Annotated in this window: 15 protein-coding genes; 6 read left to right on the plus strand and 9 right to left on the minus strand. The window is 45.0% G+C overall.

Features of this window, described 5'->3' with window-relative positions; all coding sequences use genetic code 11:
- Positions 1 to 24 precede the first annotated feature (24 nt).
- From msbA to kdsB, 4 genes are read left to right on the plus strand one after another with little or no spacing between them, the layout of a single operon-like run.
- On the plus strand, positions 25 to 1,773 hold the full coding sequence (gene msbA / locus EJ063_RS07010; protein WP_126573388.1) for a lipid A ABC transporter ATP-binding protein/permease MsbA: 1,749 nt from the start codon (positions 25 to 27) through the stop codon (positions 1,771 to 1,773).
- A gap of 2 nt (positions 1,774 to 1,775) precedes the next feature.
- Positions 1,776 to 2,786, plus strand: a complete 1,011-nt coding sequence (gene lpxK / locus EJ063_RS07015; RefSeq protein WP_126573390.1) for a tetraacyldisaccharide 4'-kinase — start codon at positions 1,776 to 1,778, stop codon at positions 2,784 to 2,786.
- The gene (locus tag EJ063_RS07020; protein WP_126573392.1) at positions 2,767 to 2,946 is read left to right on the plus strand and encodes a Trm112 family protein; all 180 of its coding nucleotides are present in this window, start codon (positions 2,767 to 2,769) and stop codon (positions 2,944 to 2,946) included. The genes lpxK and EJ063_RS07020 overlap by 20 nt, the downstream gene beginning before the upstream one ends.
- Positions 2,946 to 3,698 (plus strand): 3-deoxy-manno-octulosonate cytidylyltransferase, encoded by a 753-nt coding sequence (gene kdsB, locus EJ063_RS07025; protein WP_126573394.1) that lies wholly within the window; start codon positions 2,946 to 2,948, stop codon positions 3,696 to 3,698. Before EJ063_RS07020 ends, kdsB begins: the two co-directional genes overlap by 1 nt.
- A 78-nt stretch (positions 3,699 to 3,776) precedes the next feature.
- On the opposite strand, the gene EJ063_RS07030 is transcribed toward kdsB, so the two are convergent.
- The 4 genes from EJ063_RS07030 to EJ063_RS07045 all read right to left on the minus strand — a co-directional run bounded on the left by EJ063_RS07030 (position 3,777) and on the right by EJ063_RS07045 (position 10,697).
- Positions 3,777 to 5,675 (minus strand): methyl-accepting chemotaxis protein, encoded by a 1,899-nt coding sequence (locus tag EJ063_RS07030; RefSeq protein ID WP_126573396.1) that lies wholly within the window; start codon positions 5,673 to 5,675, stop codon positions 3,777 to 3,779.
- Between the two features lie 148 nt (positions 5,676 to 5,823).
- A complete protein-coding gene (locus EJ063_RS07035) occupies positions 5,824 to 7,362 on the minus strand; it encodes a SpoVR family protein (RefSeq protein ID WP_126573398.1) in 1,539 nt (512 codons plus the stop codon).
- 10 nt (positions 7,363 to 7,372) lie between these two features.
- Complete coding sequence (locus EJ063_RS07040) at positions 7,373 to 8,644, minus strand: YeaH/YhbH family protein (RefSeq protein ID WP_126573399.1); 1,272 nt, start codon at positions 8,642 to 8,644, stop codon at positions 7,373 to 7,375.
- 118 nt (positions 8,645 to 8,762) lie between these two features.
- Complete coding sequence (locus EJ063_RS07045) at positions 8,763 to 10,697, minus strand: PrkA family serine protein kinase (protein ID WP_126573401.1); 1,935 nt, start codon at positions 10,695 to 10,697, stop codon at positions 8,763 to 8,765.
- Positions 10,698 to 11,066: 369 nt separating this feature from the next.
- Here EJ063_RS07045 and EJ063_RS07050 point away from each other — a divergent pair, with 369 nt between their 5' ends.
- Positions 11,067 to 11,828 (plus strand): MipA/OmpV family protein, encoded by a 762-nt coding sequence (locus EJ063_RS07050; protein WP_439333266.1) that lies wholly within the window; start codon positions 11,067 to 11,069, stop codon positions 11,826 to 11,828.
- 121 nt (positions 11,829 to 11,949) lie between these two features.
- On the opposite strand, the gene EJ063_RS07055 is transcribed toward EJ063_RS07050, so the two are convergent.
- Positions 11,950 to 12,450 carry a YfbU family protein gene (locus tag EJ063_RS07055; RefSeq protein WP_126573403.1) on the minus strand — a complete coding sequence of 167 codons (501 nt, stop codon included), beginning with the start codon at positions 12,448 to 12,450 and terminating at the stop codon, positions 11,950 to 11,952.
- 193 nt (positions 12,451 to 12,643) lie between these two features.
- A complete protein-coding gene (gene pflA / locus EJ063_RS07060; protein WP_126573405.1) occupies positions 12,644 to 13,384 on the minus strand; it encodes a pyruvate formate lyase 1-activating protein in 741 nt (246 codons plus the stop codon).
- A 224-nt stretch (positions 13,385 to 13,608) separates the two neighbouring features.
- Between pflA and EJ063_RS07065 the strand changes: the two genes are divergently transcribed.
- Positions 13,609 to 15,489, plus strand: a complete 1,881-nt coding sequence (locus EJ063_RS07065; RefSeq protein WP_126573407.1) for a methyl-accepting chemotaxis protein — start codon at positions 13,609 to 13,611, stop codon at positions 15,487 to 15,489.
- On the opposite strand, the gene EJ063_RS07070 is transcribed toward EJ063_RS07065, so the two are convergent.
- The 3 genes from EJ063_RS07070 to EJ063_RS07080 all read right to left on the minus strand — a co-directional run bounded on the left by EJ063_RS07070 (position 15,486) and on the right by EJ063_RS07080 (position 20,821).
- Positions 15,486 to 16,493 carry a lipid A deacylase LpxR family protein gene (locus EJ063_RS07070; protein ID WP_126573409.1) on the minus strand — a complete coding sequence of 336 codons (1,008 nt, stop codon included), beginning with the start codon at positions 16,491 to 16,493 and terminating at the stop codon, positions 15,486 to 15,488. The two genes, EJ063_RS07065 and EJ063_RS07070, sit on opposite strands and share 4 nt — an antisense overlap.
- Before the next feature lie 178 nt (positions 16,494 to 16,671).
- Positions 16,672 to 18,948, minus strand: coding sequence for a formate C-acetyltransferase (pflB, locus tag EJ063_RS07075; protein ID WP_126573411.1), 2,277 nt, complete (start codon positions 18,946 to 18,948; stop codon positions 16,672 to 16,674).
- A 325-nt stretch (positions 18,949 to 19,273) separates the two neighbouring features.
- Positions 19,274 to 20,821, minus strand: a complete 1,548-nt coding sequence (locus EJ063_RS07080) for a DUF3360 family protein (RefSeq protein WP_126573413.1) — start codon at positions 20,819 to 20,821, stop codon at positions 19,274 to 19,276.
- Positions 20,822 to 21,346: the final 525 nt, after the last annotated feature.

The raw sequence follows: 21,346 nt of genomic DNA on the forward strand, positions 1-21,346 counted from the left end.
TTTCAAAAGAAAATAAGCATTTCTATGTCACTGAATCAAGACGAAACGACTTGGAAAACCTTCAAGCGCCTGTGGACTTACATCCGTTTATATAAAGCAGGATTAGCAGTAGCGGTTGTTGCATTGATCATTAACGCGGTCGCAGATACTTACATGGTTTCTTTACTTAAGCCACTTCTTGATGAGGGTTTTGGTAACGCTGAATCGAACTTCCTTCGTACGCTTCCTTTCATTATCTTCGGCATGATGGTGGTTCGAGGGTTCAGTGGGTTTGTCTCGACTTACTGCTTAAGCTGGGTATCAGGTAACGTGGTTATGCAGATGCGTAGAGCCATCTTCAACCAATTCATGCACATGCCCGTGTCTTACTTTGATAAAGAATCAGCTGGTGGCCTACTTTCGCGCATTACATATGACTCAGAGCAGGTTGCCGGAGCAACGAGCCGTGCATTAGTGAGTATCGTTCGTGAAGGGGCGAGCATTATTGGTCTATTGGTCTTGATGTTTTGGAACAGTTGGCAGCTTTCTTTGGTACTTTTCGTCGTCGCACCGTTGGTTGCTTGGGGAATTGGTATTGTTTCTAAGCGTTTCCGCAAAATATCTAAGAACATGCAAGAGGCGATGGGCCATGTCTCTTCTTCTGCTGAGCAGATGTTAAAAGGTCACAAAGTGGTTCTGAGCTACGGTGGCCAAACGGTTGAGCGCGCGCGCTTTGACCGAGTAAGCAACCAAATGCGTCAGCAATCGATGAAGTTAGTGGCCGCTCAAGCCATTGCTAACCCTGTCATTCAGGTGATCGCTTCTATTGCTCTAGTGGTTGTTCTTTTCTTAGCCAGCGTCGATTCAATTCGTGCCGACCTGACCCCAGGTACTTTTACGGTAGTTTTCTCTGCAATGTTTGGTCTTATGCGCCCGTTAAAAGCGTTGACTAACGTGACCTCAGATTTCCAACGTGGTATGGCGGCGAGCCAAACGTTGTTTGCTTTAATTGACCTAGAAACAGAGCAAGATAACGGCAAGTTAGAAGTAGAAAAAGTACGTGGTGATGTAGCGGTTAAAGACGTAGTGTTTACTTATGAAGGCAAAGAAAAACCAGCACTAAATGGTGTCAGTTTTGATCTCCCTCAAGGGAAAACAGTGGCACTGGTTGGTCGTTCTGGCTCAGGTAAGAGCACCATCGCCAATTTATTTACTCGATTCTATGACGTGGATTCAGGCTCTATTGCTCTCGATGGTCATGATGTTAAAGAGTATGCGCTAACTAATCTGCGTAGCCACTTTGGTTTGGTTTCTCAGAATGTCCATCTATTCAATGACTCTATCGCGAACAATATAGCTTATGCGGCAACCGAGCAGTACAGCCGCGAGCAAATTGAACATGCGGCTCGACTCGCTCATGCGATGGACTTCATTGATAAAATGGATGATGGCCTAGATACCGTCATTGGTGAAAATGGTGCGAGTCTGTCTGGTGGTCAACGTCAGCGCATTGCTATCGCTCGTGCTTTGCTGCGTGATGCCCCAGTCCTGATTCTTGATGAAGCGACATCGGCACTTGATACCGAATCTGAAAAAGCGATCCAATCAGCTTTAGATGAACTGCAGAAAGATAAAACGGTGTTAGTGATTGCTCACCGATTGTCGACAATCGAAAACGCCGATGAAATCTTAGTGGTTGATGAAGGTGAGATTGTTGAACGCGGCAATCACAGTGAGTTGATCGAACAAGATGGGGCGTATGCACAACTGCATCGCATTCAATTTGGTGCCTAATCTTGATTGAGAAAATCTGGTTTGAGAATCACCCTTTAAAATTCCTGTTGTGGCCATTACTTTGGCCACTCAGCATTTTGTTTGGTGTAATTAGCCGCAAACGCCGCCAGCAATTCCAAAATGGTCAGAAAGAGAGTTATCGAGCTCCCGTTCCTATTATCGTTGTGGGGAATATCACTGCGGGTGGTAACGGTAAAACGCCGGTTGTGATCTGGTTGGTTGAAAAACTGCAAGCACTTGGCTTCACACCAGGTGTTGTTTCTCGTGGTTATGGTGCAAAAGCGCCTAGCTATCCGCTGCTTGTGGAAGAGGGCACATCAACCAAACATTGTGGTGATGAACCTAAATTGATTCACAAGCGAACCGGGGCACCGGTTTCGGTTTCCCCAGTGCGTAGCGACGCAGTCAAAGCGTTATTGCCAATCGGTGTGGATATTATTATTACCGATGATGGATTGCAGCATTATGCGTTAGAGCGAGATGTTGAGATTGTCGTCATCGATGGTCAACGCCGTTTCGGTAACGAATCTCTTATTCCACTGGGCCCGTTAAGAGAGTCTGTAGAGAGACTCTCAGATGTTGACTTATTGATCACTAACGGTGGTCAAGCTCAAAAGAATGAAGCGGCGATGTCATTGGTTCCAACCCTAGCGGTGAACCTGATTACCGGTCAAAAGGTTGATGTGACAGAGCTAAAACAAGGCTTAGTCGCAATGGCCGGGATAGGGCATCCCCCTCGTTTTTTTGCTACGCTAACGAAATTAGGTGCAGCGCCTTGTGTAGAGCAGGGCTTTGCCGATCATAAAGATTTTGAACCGTCACAGCTTGATGAATTGGCTGCCAAGGGTAGTCACTTGATTATGACGGAAAAAGACGCAGTAAAATGCGCAAATTACGCTAAAGAGAATTGGTGGTATTTACCCGTGAGTGCGGAGTTTAGTATTGCTGATGAAAAGCGCATTTTAGATAAGATTAAAGAGGTTAAGGAAAAGTATGGATCACCGTCTGCTTGAGATTGTTGCCTGTCCGGTATGTAAAGGTAAATTAACTTTTGATAAGGATAAGCAAGAGCTTGTGTGTAAGCTTGACCGTTTGGCGTACCCGATTAAAGAAGGTATTCCAGTATTACTTGAGCCAGAAGCACGCCAAATTGGTATGGATGAGGGCAAGTAATGTCTTTTACTGTTGTTATTCCTGCTCGTTACCAATCGACGAGACTTCCGGGAAAACCATTGGCTGATATTGGTGGAAAGCCAATGATCCAGTGGGTGTACGAACAGGCTATCCAAGCAGGTGCTGAACAGGTGATCATTGCAACGGATGACAGCCGAGTAGAGCAAGCGGCATTGGCATTTGGTGGTCAGGTGTGTATGACCTCTCCTAACCATGAGTCTGGGACAGAGCGATTGGCTGAAGTGGTTGATAAAATGGCCATCCCTGACGACCATATCATTGTGAATGTTCAAGGTGATGAGCCACTGATCCCACCGGCGATTATTAGCCAGGTTGCTAACAACCTCGCGAACAGCCAAGCCCCAATGGCCACGTTAGCGGTTGAAATCAGTGATGAAGCGGAAGTCTTTAATCCTAATGCGGTTAAAGTGCTGACGGATAGAGAGGGTTATGCGATGTACTTTAGCCGTGCCACAATCCCTTGGGATCGTGACAACTTCGCTAAGCAAGACAAAACCATTGCCCAACCTCTAATGCGTCACATTGGCATCTATGCTTACCGAGCGGGCTTTATTAATACTTATATTAACTGGGAGCCAACCGCTCTCGAAAAGATTGAGTGTTTAGAGCAGCTACGCGTACTTTGGTATGGTGAAAAAATTCATGTCGAAGTCGCGAAAGAAGCGCCAGCCGCGGGTGTTGATACACCAGAAGACTTGGAAGTGGTTAGAAAGATTATTGCCCAGCAATAGTGATAATCAGACTGCAACTAAAAAGGCCCGTTCGGGCCTTTTTTAGATCGTTACTTTTATATTGTTATTTTTAAATGGTTACACCTTGAATTGAGCCAATTGCTGCTCTGCGATACCGACCACCTCTTTTAGGTCTAGGCTCGCTTCATTAGTGCCTTGAGCCTGAGAAGTCACTTCTCTTGAAAGAACATGGATGGATTCGATGTTCTTACCAATATCTTCAGAGACAATGTGCTGCTCTTCAGATGCTGAGGCAATCTGTGCTGACATATCTGAGATCTGTCGAATAGAGGCAACAACCAACTCCAACTTAGCGTTTGCCTTATCTGCCTGATCTACCGTTTCATGGGTGAGCATGCTGTTTTGTTTCATCATCTCCACAAGGTTACGTGACTCATCTTGTAGCCCTTTGATTGTGGTTCGAATTTCTTCTGTCGAGTTCTGTGTCTTTTGCGCTAGGTTGCGTACTTCATCAGCTACAACGGCAAACCCACGACCATTCTCACCGGCACGTGCTGCTTCAATCGCCGCGTTCAGTGCAAGTAAGTTCGTTTGCTCTGCGATATTGTTGATGACTTCAACAACCGTATCAATTTGGTCAGTTCGTTTGCTAAGTTCTTGAACCATATCCGAGGTTTCAAGCGTCTTTTGTGCCACGCTTTTAATTTGATCCGATGTGGCTGTCACCTCAGAACTACTCTCCATAATGTACTTCTGTGCGGAGTCCGCTTCTTGGGCTGAATTTGCGATATTCTGAGCAATTTCGAACGCAGCAGCATTCATCTCGTGAACGGCAGTCGAGACTTTTTCAATTTCGATTTGTTGGAACTCTACATTTTTTGAAGCTTGTGTTGCGATCTCTTTTACCTGAGTTGACGTTTGCGTAACCTGGTTCATCGATGTCAGCAGGTTGAGCACCATCTCTCGTAACGTACCGTTGAAATCGTTAAAGCTATGGCAAATTTGACCAACTTCATCGTTAGATTTCGGTTCAAGTTGAATGGTCAGGTCGCCAGCGCCTTTTGAAGCTTGTTCTAGGTGATGATTGACAATCGTCAGCGGCGCAACCAATTTTTTTGTTGTAAAGCTGATAGCGACAATGGCTAGAACAATGGTCACTAAAGCAAAGATAATCAAAGAACGAACCCGTGTTCTCAGTGGCTCAACCATCGCATCACGATTAAGCAGCATCACTAACGACCAAGACTGCAGGGTTGGTGCGCTTACAATATGGGAATCTACATCATTGACCATCGCTCTGATCGATGTTGCTGTATGAGCGGCTCTCACTAATGGAGCAATATCTTTCGAGATAGACTCTGACTCTTTTAGCTGAAAACCATCATTTGTGTGAGCAAGAATACGTTGCTCATCATCTAAGATCATCATCTGCGTATCTGGAGGAGCAGGGATACTGCGCAGTAAGTCTTGAAGTAAGGTTACGGACGAGTCGATACCAATCACACCTTGCACTTTCCCATCAATAACCAAAGGCATAACCATTGAAACCACAACCTGTTGGCTGCCGTCACTGGATACATAAGGAGAGACTAATACGGGTTTGCCTGCATTGATCGCCATTTGATACCAGCTGCGCTGTCTCGGATCGTATCCATGTGAAAGTGCGTCTAACTGTGCCGCTTTGTCGTTAAGGATGAAACGACCGTCTGAGTAACCGACATAAGCATTGATTAGGCTTTGGTCCGTCAGGGATTTGATCAGGACATTACGGACTTCTTCTTCTGACAAAGAGTTGTCTGAAACCATAGCGTGAATGTACTCGAGTTCGACGATTTTGTTTTTCTGCCAAAAACTGGTCAACGTGTTGAGTGACGTAAGAGACTGTTTTGCTTGGATCGTGATGTCGGTGCGTTTTTCTTGGTAGAGCGCGTTAGTTGCGTAAGACACCAAGATCGCGCAGAGCAACAGCATCATGACTGACATTGTGGCTGAGATGACGGTTTTTATTGATTTCATTGTATATCACATAGTGAGAGCTGACTTTATCGGTTGATATACTATAAAATAAATGAAACTGATGAAATGATTATTTAAATTTAAAAGGATTGATGTATTGTAAAGTTGAGATTACAGCCGTTTTCAAAGCTGCAATCTCAATAAGTTACTAGATTTTGGCATCATAATCGCTGCGCTTAGGGCAGGTGCTTAGAATCTCGCGACGGCCTGTCTCTTTCACTTCTTCCAAAATAACGTCGAACCCCCAAAGACGGTACATGTGCTTCAAAACCTCGTCATAGCTGTCATCTAAAGGAATGCGATCATGTGGGACATATTGAAGCGTTAATGAACGGTCGCCTCTGACATCGACATTGAATACCTGAATGTTTGGCTCTAAGTTGCTCAGGTTATATTGCGCGGCTAACTTTTCTCGTATTGCTCGATAGCCGCTATCATCATGGATCGCACTCACTTCGATATAGTTTTTTCGGTCATCATCGACGATGGCGAACAACTTAAAGTCACGCATTAACTTAGGTGACAGATACTGACTAATGAAACTCTCATCTTTGAAGTTCTTCATCGCAAAATGGACGGCTTCTAACCAATCTGAACCGGCAAGATCAGGGAACCATTCTTTGTCTTCATCGGTCGGTTCCTCACAGATACGTCTTATATCTCGGAACATCGCAAATCCAAGGGCATAAGGGTTAATGCCGCTGAAGTATGGGCTGTTATAGGCAGGTTGAGCAACAACACCAGTATGACTGTGTAGGAACTCCAAGATGAAGCGGTCAGTGACCATACCTTCATCATACAAGTGATTTAAGATGGTGTAGTGCCAATACGTCGCCCACCCTTCGTTCATCACTTGAGTCTGCTTTTGAGGATAGAAGTATTGGCTTATTTTACGCACGATACGGACGATTTCACGTTGCCAGGATTCAAGCAGGGGAGCGTGCTTCTCAATGAAGTAGAGTATGTTCTCTTGCGGTTCGCTCGGGAAACGTATCTTTTCACTCTCAGGTTCAACTTTAGATTTGGGAACGGTTCGCCACAAATCATTCACCTGTGATTGAAGATACGTTTCACGCTCTTCTTGGCGAGATTTCTCCTCGGCGATGGAGATCTTTTCTGGTCGTTTATAGCGGTCTACGCCGAAGTTCATTAGCGCATGGCATGAGTCGAGCAAATCTTCGACTTCTTGCACGCCATACTTCTGCTCGCACTCCGCGATATAGTTTTTAGCAAACAGCAGATAATCAATGATTGAACTCGCATCGGTCCAGGTTTGGAATAGGTAATTGCCTTTAAAGAATGAATTGTGTCCATAACAAGCGTGTGCCATAACCAATGCTTGCATGGTGACGGTGTTCTCCTCCATCAAGTAGGCAATACATGGGTTAGAGTTGATGACAATCTCGTATGCGAGGCCCATTTGACCGTGTTTGTAGCCCTGTTCAGTTTGAATGAACTTCTTACCAAATGACCAGTGATTATAGTTGATGGGCATGCCAATGCTTGAATAGGCGTCCATCATTTGTTCTGACGTAATCACTTCAATTTGGTTTGGGTAGGCATCGAGTTTGTAGTGGTCTGCGACACGTTTGATCTCGACGTGGTAACGCTCTAATAGATCGAACGTCCAGTCTGGTCCGTCAGGCAATGCTTTGGATTTGGTCGGCTTTTTGGTTTTTGTAGTCATATTAGGCCTCCTAAGCGGTTTCCTTTTTGAAAAGCTCTCTGAATACAGGGAAGATGTCTTCTACGCTGCGAATGTTCTTCATCGCAAAGTTCGGGAAGGCGCCTTCGAGCTTTTCATACTCATGCCACAAAGTTTGATGAGAGCGGCGAGTGATTTCGATATAAGAATAGTACTGACAGTTAGGTAGTAGGTGCTTGGTTAAGAGTTCTTTACAGCGTGGGGAGTCATCTGCCCAGTTATCACCATCGGATGCTTGCGCTGCATAGATGTTCCACTCGCCGACAGGGTAGCGGTCGGCAACAATTTCATTCATCAATTTCAGTGCGCTCGACACAATCGTACCGCCGGTTTCTTGTGAGTAGAAAAACTCATGCTCATCGACTTCTTTCGCTTGGGTATGGTGGCGAATAAAGACCACTTCGACGTTTTCATAGGTTCTGGTCAGGAACAAGTAAAGCAGAACATAAAAGCGTTTTGCGATGTCTTTGGTTGCCTGATCCATTGACCCCGACACATCCATAAGGCAGAACATAACGGCTTGGCTAGATGGAATTGGGCGGCGTTCGTAATTTTTGAAGCGTAAATCGAAGGTATCGATAAATGGAACACTGTCTATTTTTCTGCGTAAGCTCTTAATTTCATCTTGTAAGCGTTTTTCCTCTAGCATTTGCGCAGGCTCACTCATTTTTACCTGGTCAAGCTCCTCTTCGAGCTCTCGAAGCATACGTTTCTTACCTGCGGTCATTGCGGTACGACGTGCTAAAGATTGTTGTAAGGATTTTACGATGGCGATGTTGGCAGGAACACCGGCTGTTTGGTAACCCGCTCGGTGGGTCTTCCATTCGGTGATCTTGTTGATTTGATTTTTTTCTAGGTTAGGGAGTTCTAGATCTTCAAAAAGAATGTCGAGGTATTCATCTTTAGAGATCTGAAAAACGAAATCGTCTTGGCCTTCACCATCTGCGCTCGCATCACCTTCACCAGAGCCACCACCTTGGCCACCTCCTTTCGGGCGTTCGATTTTATCGCCAGTAATGAACTGGTCATTACCAGGGTGAACACGTTCCTTTAACCCACCTTTGCCTTGGTGAAACACTGGCTCTTTAATGTCTTTATGTGGAATAGCAACATCTTCACCTGTTTCTGTGTTGGTTATCGAACGGCGATTTACCGCATCAGCCACAGACTCTTTAATCTGTTCTTTATGACGACGTAGAAAGCGCTGGCGGTTTACAGCACTCTTATTTTTGCCGTTCAGTCGTCGGTCAATAAATTGCGCCATGAGTTCCCCCTCATCTCGTACATAGCCCGACCGAATCGTTAAGTCGGGCCATATTTGCATCCTATCGCCTACCAGAACAAAGGTTCTGGTAGGTTAATCATGGGCTAAAACACTGCTGCTACGATGACTTGCGTACGCGCAGGTACCACTCAGACAGCAATCGAACTTGTTTCTCGGTGTAGCCTTTCTCCATCATACGAGCAACGAAGTCATCGTGTTTCTTCTGATCTTCAGAAGATGTTTTGGTGTTAAATGAGATAACAGGTAGCAATTCTTCCGTATTAGAGAACATCTTCTTCTCGATCACGGTGCGGAGCTTCTCGTAGCTGGTCCACACTGGGTTAGTGCCATTATTGTTGGCACGGGCACGCAGCACAAAGTTGACGATTTCATTACGGAAGTCTTTTGGATTGCTAATACCAGCGGTTTTTTCAATTTTCTCAAGTTCATTGTTAAGCGCTGAACGGTCGAACAGTTGGCCAGTTTCTGGATCGCGGTATTCTTGATCTTGAATCCAGAAGTCAGCGTAAGTGACGTAACGATCAAAAATGTTCTGACCGTATTCAGAGTAAGACTCTAGGTACGCCGTCTGAATTTCTTTACCGATGAACTCAACGTAGCGAGGAACAAGGTAACCTTTTAGGAACTCCAAGTATTTCTCGGCTGTTTCTTGAGGGAACTGCTCACGCTCAATCTGCTGTTCAATCACATAAAAGAGGTGTACTGGGTTTGCAGCTACTTCAGTCTGATCAAAGTTAAATACACGGGAGAGGATCTTAAAGGCGAAACGGGTTGATAGACCTGACATTCCTTCATCCACACCGGCGAAATCTCGATATTCTTGGTAGCTCTTCGCTTTAGGGTCAGTGTCTTTCAGGGTTTCGCCATCGTAAACGCGCATCTTAGAGAAAATCGAAGAATTTTCTGGCTCTTTTAGTCGAGACAGAATACTAAATTGCGATAGCAGTTCGAGCGTGCTTGGTGAACACGGTGCTTTTGACAGCTCTGAGTGGTCAAGCAGTTTCTGGTAAATTTTCACTTCTTCGGCAACGCGAAGACAATAAGGCACTTTTACGATGTAAACACGATCGAGGAAAGCTTCGTTGTTTTTGTTATTGCGGAAGGTCTGCCATTCAGATTCGTTAGAGTGGGCGAGGATCATCCCGTCAAATGGTAAAGCGGATAAGCCCTCGGTACCGTTGTAGTTACCTTCCTGAGTCGCAGTTAGGAGAGGGTGTAGCACCTTGATTGGCGCTTTAAACATTTCCACAAATTCCATCAAACCTTGGTTCGCTCGACATAGCGCGCCTGAGTAGCTGTAGGCATCTGGATCATCTTGTGAGAAATGCTCCAGTTGACGGATATCGACTTTACCCACCAAAGACGAAATATCTTGGTTGTTTTCATCGCCCGGTTCTGTTTTCGCAATCGCAAGCTGATCCAGGATTGACGGGCGTACTTTCACCACTTTGAACTTGGAGATATCACCACCAAACTCATGCAGGCGTTTTGCCGCCCATGGAGACATAATAGAACGTAAGTAGCGCTTCTCGATGCCGTATTCTTGTTTGAGCAGGTCGCCGTCTTCATTCACATCAAACAGACAGAAAGGATGGTCGTTCACCGGGCTCCGTTCACCATTGGCTGAAAGCACGTAAACGGGCACCTGTTGCATTAATGCTTTGAGTTTTTCGGCAAGCGATGATTTACCACCCCCTACTGGCCCCAAAAGGTAGAGAATCTGTTTGCGTTCTTCAAGACCTTGAGCGGCGTGTTTAAGATAAGAAACAATCTGTTCAATCGCATCTTCCATCCCATAGAAATCTTTGAAGGTTTCATAACGAGAGATGACGCGGTTTGAGAAAATGCGGCTGAGCTGTGGATCCTGAGCGGTATCAATCACTTCAGGTTCACCAATCGCCATGAGAAGGCGCTCTGCTGCATTCGCGTATGCACTTTTGTCATCCTTACATAGGCCAAGGAAGTCTTGAAGGGAGAGTTCCTCATCCTTTGAGGCTTCGTAGCGTGCTTGGAAATGGTCGAAAATACTCATAATGAATTCCCCTTTGAACCTGTCTAACTGACAATAAACCCGCATAGAAAAGCAAATCCTTTCTAATTTAAGCCTAGTTGGTTTTTCAAATTCTGCTTAAAAAATATGTGTTTAATTGCAATCTGTGAGCATGGCCTACTTATCCGACCACTCTGCTGATTGAGGTGTACGTCATCTATTTATGGGAACTATCAATTGAGCAAATGTGCCTCACATTGATAGGTGTGAGTGCGTTTGGATGTTGGCAACCCGTCAGTCACAGGCTTCTTTGTTTGGTGAATATGAGATTAGAGCACTAGCATTGCATTTTGTATGGCGTTCTATATAATGTGCTCGTCATTTATTCTACTTATAGTCTCGTCGGGTATTATGTTGAAATCTTCTTGGTTAAAAGCGGCTGTAGCATCAGCAGTTATCGCGGCTCCTGTAGCAAACGCGAAAATCTCTCAGTGGTCACTTGGTGTTGCGGCTTCTTATTCTCCAGCGGTCTATAAAGATACGCCATCAAACAAAACCGTGATTCCAGTCGTTGGTTATGAAGGTGAACATCTATTCTTGCGTGGATTTAGTGCGGGTTACCGACTATTTCCAGTGGGTTCTCCTCAAAATATCGTATTCCGAGCGGTTTACGATCCAAGAACACTAAAGCCAGAAGATTCAAGTAATCCAGATATCCAGCAGATGGACGAGCGTAAAGCGACCATTATGGGTGGTGTGAGTTACCAATTGATCACCTTAGTGGGTATGTTTGAAGCGACTGCGGGTAGTGATTTAGGTCGTACTCACAATGGCGTTTATGCAGAAGCGGCTTGGCGATTACCAATTCGCCGCAAAGGTTGGGCAGTCACCCCGTCAATGGGTTATGCATACAACAGTGAGCGACTAAACAACCACTTGTATGGTGTGAGTGCGGAAGAAGCATTAAGAGCTGGTGACCCTAGTTTGGAGTTTGACGCAGATTGGGATGGTCAGTTCTTTATTGGTGCATCGGCCTACATGCACCTAACGCCAAACGTTCGTCTGACCGGTGGTGTTCGATACACTAACCTGGAAGGGGACATTGAAGGTAGCCCGCTGATTGAAAGCGGCGTAAATACCACAGCAAACATTGGTGTGGCTTACGTATTCTAATTAAGATTTAAAAAAGGGGGGATTCAATGTGAATCCCCCCTTTTTTGTTTTTGTGTCGTCCTGAAATGTGTTTTTCAGAGCCATGTGCTTATGTGAGCATATTTTTATTTGGGTAAGGTTATTACGCGTTAAAGATTTGCTTTAGTTCGTTGGCACATAGATGGTACTGACGAGGGCAGTTACGCCATGTTGTTAACATGCGGCGGTACTTATCTAGCATTGGCATTTGAGCATTGAAGTGGTGGTCGCCTTTAGAAAATTGCGGGTAGAGGCCTTCAGAGTCCACCAAGAAGCGAACGTAATTCACCATCTGTGCTTCAGTAGCAATATCGAAACCTAAGAAAGTTAAACGGCGCTGATCAACATCTTGCTGCTCGTCGGCTGCTAGCATGTTGTTTGATTCTTGCATCGCATGGTACATCTCCATGATATCGATCACTTCGCGACATTCCGCTTCAACTAGACAACCGAAGTCTTTGTTGAGCTCTCGCATTTGCAGTTCATAGCCACGTTCTACAATCGTCTGCATACGTTGATACTTTGACGCGTTTTCAGGATCCATCTGCGACATCAAGTAGTACTGATTTGATAGGATCAAACGTTGAGCGTTTGTCATTTCCATGGGGGCCTCACTAAATCATCTAATACATTTTTAATGTGCTTAGGTTATCTTTTCCCTGTGGTCTGAAACATGATCTCAACACATATTTAATATGAAAATTGACAAAATTTTTCAAAAATGAAAGCAATGCTCTAGAAACAAAAATGCCAACCTCAAAGGCTGGCATAGCAAGAAAGTCTAATTGATGGAAAGACTAGTATTTTACGTTTGAGTGGTACTGCTCAAGGATTGATACGATAGAGTCCATGACTTCTTTTGACGGCGGGTTTGTCCCCTCTAGTGGGTATTCAAGACCTAGCGCTTCCCATTTATGAGCACCGAGTTTGTGGTATGGCAAGAGCTCCACTTTCTCAATGTTGTCCATGTCCTTGATAAACTCGCCGAGCAAATGCGCAGCTTCAGCATCGTCAGTGTAGCCCGGAACAACCACATAACGAATCCAAGTTTTCTTGCCCACTTTCTGTAAGTAGCGAGCAAAATCAAGTGTACGCTTGTTAGAAACACCAATGAAATCGTGGTGAATCTCATCTTTCATGTGTTTAAGATCAAGCATGACGAGGTCAGTGGCTTCTAATACTTCATCGATCACTTCGGTGTGTTTACGAATGTAGCCGTTAGTATCCAGACAAGTATGGATCCCTTCGTTCTGAGCGGCGCGGAAAAAATCACGAACAAATTCAGGCTGAAGCATGGCCTCACCACCTGAACATGTCACACCGCCGCCAGAGGCGTTCATAAAGTGACGGTAAGATTTCGCTTCACTAATGATCTCGTCAACGGTCACTTCTTTGCCGTCATGGGTATCCCAAGTATCTCTGTTGTGACAATACTTACAACGCATTAAGCAACCTTGTAGAAAGACTATAAAGCGGATTCCAGGTCCGTCTACGGTTCCACACGATTCGAAAGAATGAATACGACCAGTTGTTGACATGAGCTCATCTCGTATTAGTAATTTGTGCGTTATTTTATTACAAAATGTAGGGACAAAGTAGCACTTCGGCGATTTCTGCACGAGAAAAGTGGTTTTAAGAAAAAATGCGCATATTTGCTAAAATCTATGTTATAAAAATGTTTAATTAATATAAAAATCAATAAAAATAATTAACAACGTCTAGGCAAGGTATTTTACATCCACTTGATACAAAGGGATTTTTTATGGATATGCTTGCGCTCTCGCAAAGACAGAAAGTCACTGTTTTTTTGCTCGTTCTGACGGTGGGATTCGTTTCCCTCGCCATTTTTACTTCTACTCGTTTGTCACACATGACTGAGCAGTACCACAGTAGCGGGGATATCGCTAAGGGGTCACTGTCGATCTATCAAACCCAAAGTCAAATATTGACGTTGGGCGGCGACCTGGATGTGATGACGGGGGGCAGAGTTAATGAAACGCAGATCAAGATAGAAGAGATCGCGACTGCAATTGAGCAAGACGCCGAGTTTCTCTCGCAAGTCGGGCTGAATGCGAAAGCACAGTCTCTCACCGATAGCGTCACTGCCTTTCGCAGTGCAGTTACACCTTGGCTTCAGATTAAACAAGAACTTGGGTTCAACATTGATGAAGGGAAGTTAGGCGTTCTTAAGCAGCTCTCTGTTGTGATAGAACAAAAGATCGCTGAAACCGGTATGGTGACCCTTAACTCTGATTTCCAAGCAATGGTCAAATCACAGCAGAACTATTTGCTGCAGCCCACCGAAGAAAATTTGAAGCTGTTTAATCGAGCAATGGGCAGCTTTGAGAGCATGTCTAATGTTTATGCCATGCTCGAGCTCTACGAGAAAGAGATAGAGCAATACAAGCAAACATTCAGTCGTGTCGCGCAACTCTCTCAGCAACTTGGTAGTGTCGAAAAACAGTTAGAACAAACCCAAGTCCAAATGACGCAGCTGATTAGTGATATTACGGCTGAGTTGGGTGGCATCAGTCAGCAGTACCAAAGTGTCGCAGAGAGAGACTCAACTCAAACCTTATGGTCAATTCTCATTGCGTGTGCTGTGCTTGCTATCTTCACCATTACCATCTTTAGTATGCAAAGCGTCTCTATGTCTCGTTCTTTGAATCGAACCAAAGAGGTACTGCATAGTGTATCCACGGGCGATTTATCTCAGCGCATGGCGCAAACCAAAAATCGAAATGACGAATTTAATCAACTCGCCAGTAGCATCAATCAAAGCTGTGAAAATCTGGGTGAGCTTGTCTCTGGTGTTCAAACAAGCTGTCAGGAGTTGTCTGGTAATGCCGCGGAACTGAATCAAGGTTTGGATATGTTGGCTCACCATCAAAGTGAAGTTTTGGGTCAAACTCAACTATTGGCTTCCGCCACCGAAGAAGTCAGTGTGACGACACAAGAAGTGTCTAACTCGCTGGAATTTGTGGCAGAGATTAGCCGCTCCTCCACTCACGCGGCAGAAGAGGGGGCAAAAGTCATAGGCTCTGCCATCGGCTCGCTTGAAGAAGTGGGCGCGATCATGACTTCTGCAGCAGGGCATATTCAGCAACTCGAACAAGCTTCCTCTAAAGTGGACTCTGTTATGGAGATCATTAACGGCATCGCTGAACAAACGAACTTATTAGCACTTAATGCCGCTATCGAGGCAGCAAGGGCTGGTGAACAAGGGCGTGGGTTTGCGGTTGTTGCTGATGAAGTTCGAAGCCTCGCAGTCCGTACGGTGGATGCTGTTACCGAGATTTCAGGAACGATTGATACAATGAAAAAAGAGAGTGCGGAAGTTATCCAATATATCAGTCAATCAGAATCCTCGATGACAACGGGTCGGGAGAAAGGGCATGAAGCGATGGGTGCACTGAAAACCATTACAGAAAAAGCGGATGAAGCGTCACATCAAACGGAAGTGATTTTCTCTTCAATCAAAGAACTTGCGACGACCAGTCAATCGATGGCGGATAGCATGACGCAGATATCATCAGCAATGAAGGAGCTTGAAGAGAACAATGAGCAATTGAAGAGTGTCAGTGGAGCCGTAGAACAAAGAGCTGGCAGCCTCAATCAAGACTGCCAGAAATTTACGATTTAGAAGAACGCGTACAGCGTAAATGCACCAGTCCCATAGATGGACTCGGCTGCGTTTTTATAGTCAGGAGTTTTGGCCGTAGCCGTTAATGTTGCGCCAAAGCTCTGGTTATACCAAGCAAAGCCAGCGACACCGGTGGCTTGAACATTTTCTAGTTCAACATCATAGAGGCTTGGGTCTTCGCCGTTATCAATAGCGTACTGCTCAACGCCTGAGCGGTCGCCTTCAATGGTGATGTCGTTGAAGCGATAACGCGCTTCTGCACCAGCAAAGATGAACCACCCACCTTGAGAGCCACCAAGCATACCTGCACGGAACGGGTTTTCATTGTCGATGTTTGCCGCGCCCATACTGCCGCCAAGGTCAGAACCCCAACGCAGCATGAAACCGGTTGAAACATCACTTCGGAAATTACCTGCATTGATTTCAGATACGTTTGAAATTTCCCAGTCGGTGTTGGCAATCGAGCGCTGACGCCATAGGTTAAAATGGCTTAAATAGCCGACACTGCCGACAAATTTTTCATCAACTTGGTATCCCCAGCCTTGTGGTTCATCGGATTTTGTAATTGAGTGAACCAATTTTTGGGCTTCTTCCGACAACGCGCTTTCACCGGTCGTTCCTAATGTGAGGTTGAATCGATGTGCTTGTTGCGGGTGAAGGCTGATGTAATTGAACTCACTATGCAGATAGCCGGCATAAGGACGATCATTCGGTAGGGGAGTCGTTGCTTCAATATCAGAGGGTGTGTACATCTTGTGGCCGATACTGAACTCAAATTTATCGAGCGTTGAACCGCCCCAAAATGAGAGGCTCAGAGGGCTGAAAATTGGGTAAGGGGTAATCGCACCGCTGGTGTAACTTAGAAATAGGCCGTTGGTATAGTCTTGGTCAACACCAAAGACACCATCATTATCAAGAGCGAATGAAAGTGTTGATTTGTCTGACGCGAGAGCGACGGTTGATGCCATGACTAATGGCAAAATCAGTGCGTGTTTTAACTTCATATTGATTTGCTTCACTAAAGTAGTGGGCTGATAGTACAGGATTATTCGATACCAATGTTAGCAATAAATATACCAAACAGGTGAAGTGAGCACTGTATCGCTTAAATAGGAAGATTCCGATTGATAGAAACAATAAAGCCCCGCATTAGCGGGGCTTTTGTCAATCATTCAGCTGAGATTATAGAGACTCAGTGAAAGTACGTGCGATTACGTCTTTTTGCTGCTCTACAGTTAGAGAGTTAAAACGTACAGCGTAACCAGATACACGGATTGTTAGCTGAGGGTAGTTCTCAGGGTGCTTAACGGCGTCTTCTAGAGTTTCGCGGTTAAGAACGTTAACGTTCAGGTGCTGACCGCCTTCAATGCCTTGCTCATGGTGGAAGTAACCATCCATAAGGCCAGCAAGGTTAGCGCGCTGTGAACCTTCTTCTTTACCTAGTGCATTCGGCACAATAGAGAAGGTGTAAGAGATACCATCTTTCGCATCAGCAAACGGTAGTTTACCTACAGACGTTAGAGAGGCTACTGCACCTTTCTCATCGCGGCCGTGCATTGGGTTTGCACCTGGTGCGAATGGCGCGCCTGCTTTACGACCGTCTGGTGTAGTACCCGTCTTCTTACCGTAAACCACGTTTGAAGTGATAGTTAGGATAGACTGAGTTGGTACTGCATCACGGTAAGTCTTAAGCTTACGGATCTTGTTCATGAAGTTAGAAACAAGTTCACAAGCCATGTCATCTACGCGTGCGTCGTTGTTACCAAATTTCGGGTAGTCACCAGAGATTTCGAAGTCGATTGCGATGCCATCTTCGTCACGGATTGGTTTAACTTGACCGTATTTGATTGCAGACAGTGAGTCAGCTGCAACAGACAGACCCGCGATACCACAAGCCATAGTCCGACGAACGTCACGATCGTGAAGTGCCATTAGTGCAGCTTCGTAGCTGTACTTGTCGTGTGAGTAGTGGATAGCGTTCAGTGCTGTCACGTATTGCTTAGCTAGCCAATCCATTAGGTTGTCTAGACCAGCCCAAACTTTGTCGAAGTCTAGAACTTCGTCAGTCATTGCTTCAGTCTTAGGACCTACTTGAATCTTAAGCTTCTCATCTACACCGCCGTTGATAACGTAAAGTAGAGTTTTAGCAAGGTTTGCACGAGCGCCGAAGAACTGCATGTGCTTACCGATGATCATTGGAGATACACAACACGCGATAGCGTAATCATCGTTGTCGAAATCAGGACGCATTAGGTCGTCGTTTTCGTACTGGATAGAAGACGTATCAATCGATACCTTCGCACAGAACTTCTTGAAGCCAACAGGTAGCTGCTCAGACCAAAGAACAGTGATGTTTGGCTCTGGAGAAGGACCCATAGTGTATAGCGTGTTTAGGAAACGGAAGTTCGTACGTGTAACTAGTGTACGACCGTCAACACCCATACCACCCATAGATTCTGTCGCCCAGATTGGGTCGCCAGAGAATAGCTCATCGTACTCAGGAGTACGTAGGAAGCGAACCATACGCAGTTTCATTACGAAGTGGTCGATCATTTCCTGAGCTTGTTCTTCAGTGATGATGCCAGCTGCGATGTCACGCTCAACGTAAACGTCTAGGAAAGTCGAAGTACGACCTAGAGACATTGCTGCGCCGTTTTGAGATTTAACAGCCGCTAGGTAACCGAAGTAAGTCCATTGGATAGCTTCTTGAGCTGAAGTCGCAGGACCAGAGATGTCGTAGCCGTAAGACGCCGCCATTTCTTTCATTTGACCTAGTGCGCGGTGTTGCTCTTGAAGCTCTTCACGCAGCTGCATAGTCATTTGAAGGTTGTCGCCAACTTCTAGTTGCTCTTGAGTTGAGTGGAACTGAGCAACTTTGTCCTTCATTAGGAAGTCTACACCGTAAAGTGCAACACGACGGTAGTCACCGATGATGCGGCCACGACCGTACGCATCTGGAAGACCAGTTAGAACGCCAGACTTACGACATTTTAGGATATCTGGAGAGTAAACATCGAAAACACCTTGGTTGTGTGTTTTACGGTACTCAGAGTAGATTTTAGATACTTGAGGATCAAGCGTACGACCGTATGCTTTACAAGAACCTTCGATCATACGTACACCGCCGTTTGGCATGATTGCACGCTTAAGCGGAGCTTCAGTTTGAAGACCTACGATAGTCTCAAGATCTTTGTTGATGTAACCAGCATCGTGAGAAGTGATGGTAGAGATAACAGAAGTATCGAAATCAACAGGTGCGTGAGTCGCGTTTTCCTGCTTGATACCTTCCATTACTTTAGCCCAAAGTACGTTAGTTGCTTCAGTGCCTTCAGAAACTAGGAAAGACTCGTCGCCTTCATACGGTGTGTAGTTCTTTTGAATGAAATCACGAACGTTTACTGCGTTTTGCCAATCACCTTCAGCAAAACCTTCCCAAGCTTTAGCAAATTGCTCTGCCATGACATACCTACCTTTTTAGTAGAAAAAACACGTACCTTGCTAACTGTTGAGCCAGTTAGTTTCCCATCACTGGGGCGGTACACTCTTATGAATAACAATATGTATAGTCTTAAAAATCGATCAATTACGTTGTAATAAAACGATAAATATTGTCACTACTTTCTATATGGTTGCTTACTAACTTGCTTTCAAGAGTAAACTAAAAAAAAACTGTAAACCTTAAACTAAATCAATAAATGGTAACTTTACTAAATTATTTTTTAAAAAAAGGTTTGAAACTAAAAAAAATTTGAGAGCCAGAAGCTGGCTCTCAACATATTTTGCATTATAGGAATGCAGGGATTCCGTATTGACCCTCTAGCATACCAACTGCAAGCATAGCAACAAGACAGATAACAAGTACACCCACAGGGATAACAATTTTGTCTACGAATGACAGACGCGCTGCACGCTCTTTGTCACCGATTAGACCGTTGTTATCAAGAAGCATCGTTAGTGCCCAAGCCAGTACTGGGTTCACAACTGCTGAGCCAAAGATACAGATACCTGCAGCTTGTGAATCTTTGCTGTCTTTCACCATCTGCATACCCGCTTCAAGTAGTGGTAGAGATACACCAACAAGAAGAGCAACACGCATGACTGGTGGCCAGACCGCGATATCCATAGGGAAACCAAGGATTGCCACGATGATACACAGTGAACCTAGAAGAATTGCACCCGCTGGGATAGGGCGTTTCGCAATCGCCGCTGGGATCATGTAAGTACCCCAAGAAGACGTGATGTTACCACCACCGACTGCAGTACCCACCATCTGGCGAACCGAACACATAGTCATTGTGTCATCAACGTCCATCAGAACTTTTTCAGACTTTTTAGGGTAGTTCAGTTCTTGGAAGATACGGTGACCAAGGAAGTCTGGTGACCACATCGCAACCGCTAAGATAGCGAATGGAAGCGAAGCGATGAAGTGCTGAACATTTGGTAGACCAAGCATCCAACCTTGTTCAGTGCTGCCCCACCAGTACACTGGGTTTAGGTTTGGTAGACCTGTTTCAGTCACGAATTTGATGTCAAAACCCGCACCTAGAACAAGAGCAATCGCAAGACCGGTAAACGCACACACTGGAATCGCTAACCAACGCTTGTTCACTTTTGCAAGGAATGCGTATAGGCCAATGGTTACGGCAAGTACGATTAAACCGATGTAACCCATGCTACCAGCCGCTACAGTGTCAGACTGTAGGCCAACCGCCCAACTTTGGATTGAGTTGATTTGGCTCATCGTACCGGTTAAACCAAGGAAGATAAGTAAACCACCGGCTGTACCTTGCGAGGTTAGGTTTACCAGTTTAGAGCCACCTTTAAGCAAGCTCAGGATCAAACCGAATACACCAATCAGGATTGCCAATGCAAGAGGGTGAGCACCTGCCAAAGCGATAGTGCCGATAAGGGGGATCATTGGTCCGTGGTTACCAGCAAGGTTTGCTTTAGGGTTAATAAAGCCAGAAGCCAGTACACAGAAAAGAAGTGCAGGGATAAGCATTTCAACACGAGCAACTTCGATAGCAAACTCTTTACCTAAGTTTACGTGGTCCCATGCTGCGGTTAGGCCTTCAGCCCAAGACATCATTACCGCAGAGTACATTGCGATAATACCAATTGTACCAGCAAGTGCAGGAACAAGGTCTTCAAGCTCAAAGCGGAAGTCACGACCAGGAAGGTTCAAACCAAAGCGGCGTGGCTTCATGATCTGTAGTTCGTGGTCAAGGTAGTCTGAACGGCTTTCAAACTCAGAAGCTGGACGATGCAGCTCTTGATAGCTCTTGTTTTCGATATCCGAATCAGAGTGCGGCTTGTTTACTGCGTCTGACATAGATTCCTCATATTCAAAAATGTTAATGACTCTTTAAAATGTGACCCGATTATTATTCTATGACGGTCACTCTATTTATAACCTGGTTTAGCGTCCTGCATTTGAATCCTGGTCATCTTCGCTGTAGCACGATGTTAGTGAGCTTAAGCGTAGAGGATTTAAAAGACAAAAATAAGGCTATTGAGGCTTTTATCTTTGAGGCGAGTGTAACGTGCTAACCCTTAAGAGTGATTGATTTAGATCACTTTATGAAAGGTTGTGAAAGAAAACTACACAACTGAGCGCGCTTAACATTTTTAGAGAATCTGATGATGAAATAAAGTTTCATATTGCGAGCAAAATTAGAAATGAAAACAAGGTGAAAATAGCAACAGGTATCATTGTTAAGACGATAATTTGAGAGAGATCTTGTTTTTATAAAATTGTTAATTATTTATGACTGCAATAAGAAGTGTGCTGAATGTGTTTTATGCGGAAATGAAAGATTATTTCTCTATCATGAGCATTTTTAGTCATATAAAGTGA

This window comes from Vibrio aquaticus, from assembly GCF_003970385.1.
GTDB classification, from domain to species: Bacteria; Pseudomonadota; Gammaproteobacteria; order Enterobacterales; family Vibrionaceae; genus Vibrio; species Vibrio aquaticus.

Bases quoted from the DNA above. Each gene is read 5' to 3' on its own strand.
- EJ063_RS07040 (WP_126573399.1), bottom strand. From the start codon at position 8,644: ATGGCGCAATTTATTGACCGACGACTGAACGGCAAAAATAAGAGTGCT.
- msbA (WP_126573388.1), top strand. From the start codon at position 25: ATGTCACTGAATCAAGACGAAACGACTTGGAAAACCTTCAAGCGCCTG.
- EJ063_RS07055 (WP_126573403.1), bottom strand. From the start codon at position 12,450: ATGGAAATGACAAACGCTCAACGTTTGATCCTATCAAATCAGTACTAC.
- EJ063_RS07020 (WP_126573392.1), top strand. From the start codon at position 2,767: ATGGATCACCGTCTGCTTGAGATTGTTGCCTGTCCGGTATGTAAAGGT.
- EJ063_RS07070 (WP_126573409.1), bottom strand. From the start codon at position 16,493: ATGAAGTTAAAACACGCACTGATTTTGCCATTAGTCATGGCATCAACC.
- EJ063_RS07080 (WP_126573413.1), bottom strand. From the start codon at position 20,821: ATGTCAGACGCAGTAAACAAGCCGCACTCTGATTCGGATATCGAAAAC.
- EJ063_RS07050 (WP_439333266.1), top strand. From the start codon at position 11,067: ATGTTGAAATCTTCTTGGTTAAAAGCGGCTGTAGCATCAGCAGTTATC.
- EJ063_RS07035 (WP_126573398.1), bottom strand. From the start codon at position 7,362: ATGACTACAAAAACCAAAAAGCCGACCAAATCCAAAGCATTGCCTGAC.
- pflB (WP_126573411.1), bottom strand. From the start codon at position 18,948: ATGGCAGAGCAATTTGCTAAAGCTTGGGAAGGTTTTGCTGAAGGTGAT.
- EJ063_RS07065 (WP_126573407.1), top strand. From the start codon at position 13,609: ATGGATATGCTTGCGCTCTCGCAAAGACAGAAAGTCACTGTTTTTTTG.
- EJ063_RS07030 (WP_126573396.1), bottom strand. From the start codon at position 5,675: ATGAAATCAATAAAAACCGTCATCTCAGCCACAATGTCAGTCATGATG.
- EJ063_RS07045 (WP_126573401.1), bottom strand. From the start codon at position 10,697: ATGAGTATTTTCGACCATTTCCAAGCACGCTACGAAGCCTCAAAGGAT.
- kdsB (WP_126573394.1), top strand. From the start codon at position 2,946: ATGTCTTTTACTGTTGTTATTCCTGCTCGTTACCAATCGACGAGACTT.
- pflA (WP_126573405.1), bottom strand. From the start codon at position 13,384: ATGTCAACAACTGGTCGTATTCATTCTTTCGAATCGTGTGGAACCGTA.